An 8,760-nucleotide genomic window follows, 5' to 3' on the forward strand; every position below is an offset into this window, starting at 1 on the left:
CTACAACAACGTGCAGATGTACGTGACCACCTGGGGCCATCGCTTCAGCGACGACGTGCACATCCTCACCGAGGCGTACTACATGTACGGCAGGAACATCGCCGGCTTCGGTCCGGGTGGCGAACCCGGCGTGGTCGCTTCGTCGCCGCTGCCGGGAAAAGCGGGCGAATACGGCATCGTGAACTATCTCAACATCGCATTGAACCCGGCGAACATGATCTCGATCCGTAACGAGTGGTACAACGACCAGAAGGGCCAGCGCACGGGCTACGCCACGCGCTACACGAGCCACACCGTCGGCCTCACCCACTGGGTGAGCCAGGACCTGGAGATCCGTCCGGAACTCCGCGTGGAGAAGTCCTACGACGTCCATGCGTACGACGGTGGCCGCAAGGATTACCAGGCCAGCGCGATCGTCGACGCCATCTGGCACTACTGAGGAAGGCACCATGAAAACGCTGCTGCGCAACGGCATCGTCCTGCTCCTGCTGATGACGGTGGTCACCGGCATCGTGTATCCCGCGGTGGTCGGCGGGATCTCGGCCCTCATCTTCCCACGCCAGGCTGCGGGCAGCGTGGTGACGCGGAACGGAGCGCCGGTCGGGTCGTCGCTGATCGGCCAATCGTTCTCCGCTCCAGGCTATTTCTGGGGCCGTCCCTCGGCGACCACGCCGGGTCCGTACAACGCAGCGGCGTCGAGCGGTTCCAACCAGGGCCCGACCAATCCGGCCCTGGCGGATGCGGCGAAGCAGCGCCTCGCCGCGCTGCGCGCCGCCGACCCGGACAACGACGCCCCGGTGCCCGTCGAACTCGTCGCCGCCTCCGGCAGCGGCCTCGATCCGGAGATCAGCCCGGCGGCGGCACGCTACCAGGTCGCCCGCGTGGCCCATGCACGCAGGATGGATCCCGCCGCCGTGCGGGCGCTGGTCGACAAGACAACCCAAGGCCGTCAGTTCGGCGTACTGGGCGAGCCGCGGGTGAACGTGCTGGAACTGAACCTGGCGCTCGATCGTGCGCGGTAGGAGCGCGCCTTGCACGCGACATCTTTTGAGGCCGTACCCCGGAGCTGGCGCGCCGGTTCGGAAACTGGCGCGAAAACATGTCGCGCGCGGGGCGCGCTCCTACAATGGGTCATGACCCTCCTCCATCGGCGACTGCCATGAACGAAGATCGCGACGCCCGCGCCGACGCGTTGCTCAACGCAGCGAAGGATGAGGATGGCCAACGCCTGAAGATCTTCCTCGGTGCCTCGCCGGGCGTTGGCAAGACCTTCGCCATGCTTTCGGCGGCGCGCGACCTGCGCCGCCAGGGCATCGACGTGGTGATCGGCCTGGTCGAGACCCACGGTCGCGCCGAAACCGTGGCCCTGCTCGAGGGCGCCGAGGTGCTGCCGACGCGATCGGTACGTTACGCGGGTCGCACCTTCCAGGAATTCGACCTCGAGGCCGCGCTGGCCCGCAAGCCGGCGGTGATCCTGGTGGACGAACTGGCCCATACGAACCTGCCTGGCGGCCGCCATGCGCGCCGTTGGCAGGACATCGCCGAGTTGCTCGAGGCAGGCATCGAGGTGTACACGGCGATGAACGTGCAGCACCTGGAGAGCCTCAACGACCAGGTACGCCGGATCACCGGCGTGGCCGTGCGCGAGACCGTGCCCGACGCGTTCCTCGACCGCGCGCGCGACATCGTGCTGATCGACCTGCCGCCGCGCGAACTCATCGCGCGCCTGCGCCAGGGCAAGGTGTACGTGCCTGAGACCGCCGCTGTGGCGCTCGAGGCCTTCTTCTCGCCGACCAACCTCGCCGCGCTGCGCGAACTGGCCGTGGAAACGGTGGCGACCCACGTGGACAGCGACCTTCGCGAGTCGATGCTCGCGCGCGGGAGCGTCATGCCGGTGCGCCGGCGGATCGTGGCGGCAATCGACGGCGCCGCGCAGAGTGAATACCTCGTGCGCGTCACCCGCCGCATCGCCGAACGGCGCGGCGCGCCGTGGAGTGTGGTGTTCGTCGATCGCGGCGGCGTCGACGCCGCCCGCCGCGAACGCGTGGATGCGGCGATGCGCCTGGCCCGCCGCCTTGGGGGCGAGGAAGTCATCCTGCGCGGTCATGCCGTGGCCGACGAACTGCTGGCCTGGGCCGACCGCGAAGGCGTGGGCCAGATCATCGTGGGACGCACGCGCGAGCGTCCCATCGCGCGCCGGCTCGGCTTTTCGCTCACGCAACAACTGCTTCGGCGCGGCGCGCACCTGGAGCTGACCATCGTCGCCACGCCGGTCGAGCGCGCCAGCGCGCGGCGTCGCCTGCGCTCCGCCGTCGAGATGAAGGGTTCGCGGCGCGACTACGGCATGGCCACGGTGGCGACGGCGGCCGCGATGGGCCTGGCCTTCGTCGCCGACAGGTTCCTCTCGGTGGCCAACCTGTCGCTGATCTTTCTCACCGCGGTGCTCTTCGTGGCGGCGCGTACGCGCATGGCGGTGGCGGTATACACAGCCTTGCTCTGCTTCCTCGGCTACAACTTCTTCTTCGCGCCGCCGCGCTACACACTGGCGATCGCCAATGCCGACGACGTGCTGGCCGTGGTGCTCTTCCTCGTCGCCGCACTGGTATGCAGCCGCCTCGCCACCCGCCTCGCCGGCCAGGTGAGTTCGCTGCGCGTGGCGCAGGTGCGCGGCCGTGCCCTGGTGAGACTGGGCCAGCAACTTGCCACGGCGGCCGATGCCGCGGCCATCCGCGACGTGGGTGCCCGCGCCCTGGCGCGCACGCTGGACATCCAGGTGGCCGTGCTCGCGCGCAACGAGGCGGCCGAACTCGTCGCGGCGGCTTCGGCGCCGGAACCGTTCGCGCTGTCCACGCAAGACCTCGCCGCCGCCGACTGGAGCGAGGCGCATGCCGAACCGGCCGGCCGTTTCACCGATACCCTGCATGCTGCTTCGAGCTGGATCCTGCCGCTGGGCAGCGAGTCGCGGCGCGCGGGCGTCGTGGCCTTGCGCTTCCCGAAAACCCAGGGCGAACCGGATGCGGAGCGCCGTGGCCTGGCTCTGGCGATGGTCCAGGACATCGGCCAGGCGCTCGAGCGCGCGCGTCTCGCCGCCGAACTGGAAGGCGCGCGCGTCGAAGGCGAAACCGAGCGCCTGCGCAGCGCCCTGCTCTCCTCGGTATCGCACGATCTGCGCTCGCCGCTGGCCTCCATGATCGGCTCGGCGGGCACCCTGCTCGATTATGAGAAGCAGCTTCCCGAGGCCGAACGGCGCGAACTGCTCGAGGCCATCCTCGGCGAGGGCCAGCGCCTCGACCGCTATATCCAGAACCTGCTCGACATGACCCGGCTCGGCCACGGCACGCTGAAGCTCAACCGCGATTGGGTGGACGCCGGCGAGATCGTCGCCGCCGCGGTGTCGCGCATGCGCAAGCTGTTTCCCGACGTGCGGGTGGACATGCAACTGCCGCGCGATACCGTGCTGCTCCACGTGCACCCCGCGCTGATCGAGCAGGCCCTGTTCAACATCCTCGAGAACGCGGCCCGCTTCTCGCCCCCGTCCGAGCCGGTGCGCGTCGTGGTGCGCAGCGAGGGGGGGCGCCTGCTGGTGGACGTGATCGACCGGGGTCCGGGCATCCCCGAGGACGAGCGGGAGCGGATCTTCGACATGTTCCACTCGGTGGCGCGCGGCGACCGCGGCAAGCAGGGCACGGGGCTGGGACTCGCCATCTGCCGCGGCATGATCGGCGCGCACGGCGGCAGCGTGGAGGCCTTGCCCAATGCGGGCGGTGGTACCACCATCCGCGTGTCGCTGCCGTTGCCGGCGCCGCCCGACGAGACCTCATGAATGCCATCGCTCCGCGCGTGCTGGTGATCGACGACGAAGTCCAGATCCGCCGTTTCCTCGACATCGGCCTGCGCGCCGAGGGCTACCAGGTGATCCTCGCCTCCACCGGTCAGGAGGGCCTGGGCTTCGCCGCCACGCGCTCGCCCGACGTGGTCATCCTCGACATCGGCTTGCCAGACATGGAAGGCCACGAGGTGTTGCGCGAACTGCGCGCCTGGAGCGAAGTCCCGGTGCTGATGCTGTCCGTGCGCGACGCGGAAAGCGAGAAGGTGAAGGCCCTGGATCGCGGGGCGAACGACTATGTCACCAAGCCCTTCGGTATCCAGGAACTGATGGCGCGCTTGCGCGTGCTCCTGCGCTCGGGCGCCAGGGGCGGAGAAGCCGGCGCGCCGCTGCGCTACGACGATGGCACGCTGTCGGTCGACCTGGCCCGCCGCGAAGTATTCCTCGACGGCCAGGCTGTGGCGCTCACGCGCAAGGAATTCGCGGTGCTGTCGCTGCTCGTGCGCCATGCCGGCCGCGTGGTGGGACAGCAGCAGATACTGCGCGACGTATGGGGAGCGACGCACACGCAGGACACGCACTACCTGCGCATCGTGATGGGCAAGCTGCGGCAGAAACTCGGCGACGATCCCTCGTCTCCGCGTTGGCTCAAAACGGAGCCCGGCGTCGGCTATCGCTTTCCCGCTTCATGATGGGGATACGAACGTTTTTTCCCTTCACGATCCCTTGATTCCGCGGCGTGGCGCGTGATGTCCGTCACACTGCGGGCATCGCGCCGCATTTCTAAGACAAGTCCGATTTCCTTCGACCACGGGCTCGCGCAGCCTCGCGCACTCATCCGAAGAAGGAGCGTCGCGTGGTCCGAATGTTGTCCGTCGCCGTCACCGTCCTGTCCCTCGCCGCGGGCGCCATGGAGGCACCTGCGCCCTCCGCGGCGGTGTCGTGTACGGGCGAACGCTTCGTCGCGGGTGAGCGCATCCTCCCGTCGTACGACGAGGCGCTCCTGCAATGCCACGAGGAGGAACGCTGGATGACGCATCCGGAGACGGGCGATTTCGAGAAGGAACGCACGTGCTACGACGTGAATTCCCCGGGAGAGCACGGCGAATGGCAATACGGCCGTATCGCGATGGACGTCATCGAACGTTACAGCGGCGACGCATACACCTTTGAAACCCTGTGGATGTGCAAGCCCCTGTAGGAGCGCGCCTTGCGCGCGACATGTTTTCGCACCTGTCTCCAAGTTTGCGCGCCAGCTCCGGGGCATGGCCTCAAAACATGTCGCGCGCAAGCACGCTCCTACACTCCGATGGCCTGGCGGGCGAGGTAACGGCCCGGCGAATCGCCGAAAGCCTTGCGGAACATCGCCACGAAGGCGCTGGGCGAGGCGTAGCCGAGCGCATCCGATACCACCGAGACCGGCTCGCCCTCCGCCAGCCGTTCCAGCGCGCAGGTGAGGCGCGCCTGCTGCCGCCATTGCGCCACGCTGCACTGGGTTTCCTGCCGGAACAGCCGGGTGAGCGTGCGCACGGACATGCCGGCCCAGTTCGCCCATTCCTCGATGCCGCGGGTGTCGTCGGGACGCTCGAACATCGCCATCGCGATACGCCGCAGGCGGCGGTCCACCGGCATGGGCAGGTGCAGCTGCTCGACCGGCGCCCGGCGCATCTCGTCGAGCAGCACGGCGAGCAGGCGTTCCTTCTCGGGCTCGTTCGCGGCCTCGACGGGCCAGCTCGCGGCGCGCTTGATGATGGCGCGGAACAGGTCGTTCACGCCGACCACGCAGGGCCGGTCGGGCAGGCCGGCGGCTGCACACGGTGCGATAAAGACCCCCCAGGCGCGTGTGGGGCCCGCGATGCTTACCGTGTGCAGTTCGCCCGGCGGCATCCAGCCGGCGCGATGCGGCGGCAGCAGCCAGGAGCCGTGCTCGGTGCGGCTGACGACCAGCCCCTCCTCGACATAGAAGAACTGACCGCGCACGTGGCTATGCCAGTCGGTCTCGACTAGCGGAATTTCCCCCTTCGCCTCGTAGGCGACCAGCGGCGGGCCATCGGCGCTTTCCAGCAATGCATGTAGGGCATCATCCAGCATTTTGGCCGTTCCTCGACATAAGTTGGCCCGATGACGATATCAGGCCGATAGCTTCCATGGCTAACATTTGCACTCCCAAACAAATGTCCTCGTGGCGCGTTCCTTTCGCCACGAAAGAGGACCTCGACGCCGGAGATTCCCCATGATCCGTCTCGTCACCAATGACTACAACGACCTCGACGGGGGCCAGGAGGCGGGCCACGCCCTGGTCACCTTCGTCGCCTGTGCCCACGTGATGCTGGACCCGGGAACCCCGGAAGAGCAGGTCAGGACGCTGGAACCCCGCCTGCTGGCCCAGTTGCCGACGCTGCGCGCGCTCGGCGTTTTCGACCTGTTCGAGGTCCGCGACCCGGCGCTGGCCGCTCTCCTAGCGGATGAGGCCGAGCCGGCCGTGAGCTGAAAATATCTGCCCGGCGCATATTTGCCTTGACAACTATAATGGAGGCAATAGAATATGCGTCATGAACCCTTCCATCTGCCCAACCCCTGACGGCCGGGACAGCCTCGGCGCCCTGATCGGCATGGTCCGCAGCGAAATCGTACGGGCCATCGAGTCCGACCTCGCCGCCCAGGGCGCGGACCTCAAGTTCACGCAGTTCCACGTGCTGAAGCGGCTGGCCTTGCTCGGACCGATGTCGGCCACCGAACTGGCCCGGGCCGTCGACCTGGATGGGGGCGCCATGACCCGCCAGCTCGACCAGCTCGAGACCAAGGGATACCTGCGCCGCCAGCCGCACGAGCAGGACCGCCGTGCGCTGCGCATCGAACTGACCGAGGCGGGCGAAGTCCTGTGGCGGCACCTGCACGAAAGCAATGTCGCGACGCTGGAACGCGCGCAGCGCGGCCTGTCCGCTGAAGAGCGCGACCGATTGCACGATTACCTGGAGCGCGTGCTCGCCGCGCTCCGCGACAAAGACTGACCTTACTGTCGAGGCAAAAACTCATGCGTCTGCACACTCTTGTGGCGGCCGTCGGGGCCGCGCTGATCCTGTCCGGCTGTGTCACCAGCCGTGGACTGGAGCCGCAGGGCCGGCTCACCGACCCCGCCACCCTTCATGCCGAGCGCAGCCTGGCCAAGGCCCAGGTCTCGCCGGCCAACTGGCCGGCATCCGACTGGTGGACCGGGCTGGGCGACAGCCAGCTTTCCTCGCTGATCGAGGAAGCATTGAAGGACAATCCCGATCTGGCCGCCGCCGATGCCCGCGTGCGTCAGGCGCAGGCGCAGAGCGGCGCCGCCGATGCGGCGCGCGACCCCACGCTGGCCGTCGGCGGTGGCGTGGCCGGCGCGCACCTGCCGGGCACGCTGTTCCCCGCGCCGCTGGGCAACCATTTCAGCTGGACGAAGTACGGCTACGCCAATTTCAGCTGGGATTTCGATCTCTGGGGCGGCAAGCGCGATGCCTGGGAAGCCGCCGTGGGTTCGCAGCGCGCCAGTGAAATCGATTCGCGCGCCGCGCGCATCGAGCTGTCGACCAATGTCGCCCGCGCTTATGTGCAGCTGGGCTACGCATTCACGGAACTGGATGTCGCCAAGGCCGAACTGGACCGCAGCCTTGCTTCGCGCGACCTGGTCCGCCAGCGCGTCGCCGCCGGTGTGGACAACCAGATCCAGGTGAAGCAGGCCGATACGGACGTGGCCTCGGCGGAACGCGAGATGGCGGTGGCCCAGCGCGCCATCGACAGCGCGCGCAGCGCCTTGAGCGTGCTCCTTGGCAAGGGTCCCGATCGCGGCCTGGATATCGCAAGGCCTGCGGCGCTTTCGCCGTCGGCCGTGGCCGTGCCCGCCAATCTTCCCGCCGACCTGCTCGGCCATCGCGCCGACCTCGTCGCCGCGCGCTGGCGCGTGGAAGCGGCATCCAAGGATATCGCCGCCGCGAAGACAGAGTTCCTGCCCAACGTGAGCCTTGGCGTGCTTGCCGCGCAGGTCGCCGGGGGCAGCGAAAACCTGTTCGCTTCGCGCGCCCGCTTCTGGCAGGTGCTGCCCGCCTTCAGCCTGCCGATCTTCGACGGCGGCCGCCTGCGCGCCAACCTCGCCGGCAAGGACGCCGCGTACGACCTCGCCGTGGCCCAGTACAACAAGATCCTGGTCGGCGCGCTCAACGAGGTGGCCGACGATCTTTCCGGCCTGGACTCCCTCGCGACCCAGGTCGCCGCGCAGCAGCGTGCGAGGGACGCCGCGCAGCAGGCATACGACCTGTCGCAGCAGCGCTACAAGGCCGGCGTCGGCAGCTACCTGGAGTCGCTGGTGGTGCGTCAGCAGCTGCTCCTCGCCGAGCAGCGCATGGCCGCGCTGCGCGCGCAGCAAGTCGACACCTCCGTCCAACTCATCCAGGCGCTCGGCGGCGGCTTCCGCCCCGAGGCGGGCGACCAGCCGGTCGCCGCCGCCACGCCGGCGAACAACTAAGAAAACGTCCCGAGGCAGCTAACGATGTCCCAAGAAACCACCGCCCCCGCCGGCGCCGTCGTGGCGCCGCCACCGAAGAGCCGCCGCGGCTTCTTCCTCAAGCTCCTGGTCCTCGTCCTCGTACTGGCCGGCATCGGCTGGACCGTCTGGTATTTCGTGGACGGCCGCTGGTACGAGGACACCGACGACGCGTACGTCAATGGCAACGTCGTGCAGATCACCCCGCAGATCGCGGCCACCGTGCTTTCCATCACGGCGGACGACGGCGACCTCGTGCACAAGGGCGACGTGCTGGTGAAGCTCGACGACAGCGACGCGCAGATCGCGATCCTGAGCGCGCGCGCCGAACTGGCCAATACCGTGCGCCGCGTGCGTGGCCTGTACAACAACGTGAGTTCCGCGCAGGCGGACGTGGCCGTGCGCCAGACCGCCGTGGATC

General features: G+C 68.5%; 9 protein-coding genes and 1 pseudogene. 9 read left to right on the forward strand and 1 reads right to left on the reverse strand.

The genetic code is table 11. The features are described 5' to 3' along the window. From ACR9ZH_RS18080 to ACR9ZH_RS18100, 5 genes are all read left to right on the forward strand, one after another. Nucleotides 1-439, forward strand: a 439-nt coding sequence (locus ACR9ZH_RS18080; RefSeq protein WP_481292152.1) for an outer membrane beta-barrel protein, incomplete at its 5' end; no start/stop codon positions are given. 10 nt (nucleotides 440-449) lie between these two features. Then, nucleotides 450-1,022 (forward strand): potassium-transporting ATPase subunit KdpC, encoded by a 573-nt coding sequence (gene kdpC / locus ACR9ZH_RS18085; protein ID WP_481292153.1) that lies wholly within the window; start codon nucleotides 450-452, stop codon nucleotides 1,020-1,022. Between the two features lie 137 nt (nucleotides 1,023-1,159). Continuing rightward, nucleotides 1,160-3,823, forward strand: a complete 2,664-nt coding sequence (locus ACR9ZH_RS18090; RefSeq protein ID WP_481292154.1) for an ATP-binding protein — start codon at nucleotides 1,160-1,162, stop codon at nucleotides 3,821-3,823. Beyond that, nucleotides 3,820-4,518: a response regulator gene (locus ACR9ZH_RS18095; RefSeq protein WP_481292155.1), complete on the forward strand. Its 699-nt coding sequence runs from the start codon at nucleotides 3,820-3,822 to the stop codon at nucleotides 4,516-4,518. The genes ACR9ZH_RS18090 and ACR9ZH_RS18095 overlap by 4 nt, the downstream gene beginning before the upstream one ends. 164 nt (nucleotides 4,519-4,682) lie before the next feature. Beyond that, the gene (locus ACR9ZH_RS18100) at nucleotides 4,683-5,027 is read left to right on the forward strand and encodes a hypothetical protein (protein ID WP_481292156.1); all 345 of its coding nucleotides are present in this window, start codon (nucleotides 4,683-4,685) and stop codon (nucleotides 5,025-5,027) included. Between the two features lie 98 nt (nucleotides 5,028-5,125). Here ACR9ZH_RS18100 and ACR9ZH_RS18105 read toward each other — a convergent pair whose 3' ends face one another. Further along, entirely contained in the window at nucleotides 5,126-5,917 is a 792-nt protein-coding gene (locus ACR9ZH_RS18105; protein WP_481292157.1) for an AraC family transcriptional regulator, read from the reverse strand. Nucleotides 5,918-6,059: 142 nt separating this feature from the next. Here ACR9ZH_RS18105 and ACR9ZH_RS18110 point away from each other — a divergent pair, with 142 nt between their 5' ends. From ACR9ZH_RS18110 to ACR9ZH_RS18125, 4 genes and pseudogenes are all read left to right on the forward strand, one after another. Beyond that, nucleotides 6,060-6,317 (forward strand): hypothetical protein, encoded by a 258-nt coding sequence (locus ACR9ZH_RS18110; RefSeq protein ID WP_481292158.1) that lies wholly within the window; start codon nucleotides 6,060-6,062, stop codon nucleotides 6,315-6,317. Nucleotides 6,318-6,378: 61 nt separating this feature from the next. Beyond that, nucleotides 6,379-6,837 (forward strand): MarR family winged helix-turn-helix transcriptional regulator, encoded by a 459-nt coding sequence (locus ACR9ZH_RS18115; protein WP_481292159.1) that lies wholly within the window; start codon nucleotides 6,379-6,381, stop codon nucleotides 6,835-6,837. Between the two features lie 23 nt (nucleotides 6,838-6,860). Next, a complete protein-coding gene (locus tag ACR9ZH_RS18120) occupies nucleotides 6,861-8,321 on the forward strand; it encodes an efflux transporter outer membrane subunit (protein ID WP_481292160.1) in 1,461 nt (486 codons plus the stop codon). A gap of 24 nt (nucleotides 8,322-8,345) precedes the next feature. Further along, nucleotides 8,346-8,760: pseudogene (locus tag ACR9ZH_RS18125) on the forward strand (EmrA/EmrK family multidrug efflux transporter periplasmic adaptor subunit); the annotation flags it as partial.

It is taken from the genome of Luteibacter sp. SVR4-7G (assembly GCF_056755555.1).

What these genes read in the sequence shown, in the direction of transcription:
- kdpC (WP_481292153.1), top strand. Translation starts at nt 450, where the DNA reads ATGAAAACGCTGCTGCGCAACGGCATCGTCCTGCTCCTGCTGATGACG.
- ACR9ZH_RS18090 (WP_481292154.1), top strand. Translation starts at nt 1,160, where the DNA reads ATGAACGAAGATCGCGACGCCCGCGCCGACGCGTTGCTCAACGCAGCG.
- ACR9ZH_RS18095 (WP_481292155.1), top strand. Translation starts at nt 3,820, where the DNA reads ATGAATGCCATCGCTCCGCGCGTGCTGGTGATCGACGACGAAGTCCAG.
- ACR9ZH_RS18105 (WP_481292157.1), bottom strand. Translation starts at nt 5,917, where the DNA reads ATGCTGGATGATGCCCTACATGCATTGCTGGAAAGCGCCGATGGCCCG.
- ACR9ZH_RS18110 (WP_481292158.1), top strand. Translation starts at nt 6,060, where the DNA reads ATGATCCGTCTCGTCACCAATGACTACAACGACCTCGACGGGGGCCAG.
- ACR9ZH_RS18115 (WP_481292159.1), top strand. Translation starts at nt 6,379, where the DNA reads ATGAACCCTTCCATCTGCCCAACCCCTGACGGCCGGGACAGCCTCGGC.
- ACR9ZH_RS18120 (WP_481292160.1), top strand. Translation starts at nt 6,861, where the DNA reads ATGCGTCTGCACACTCTTGTGGCGGCCGTCGGGGCCGCGCTGATCCTG.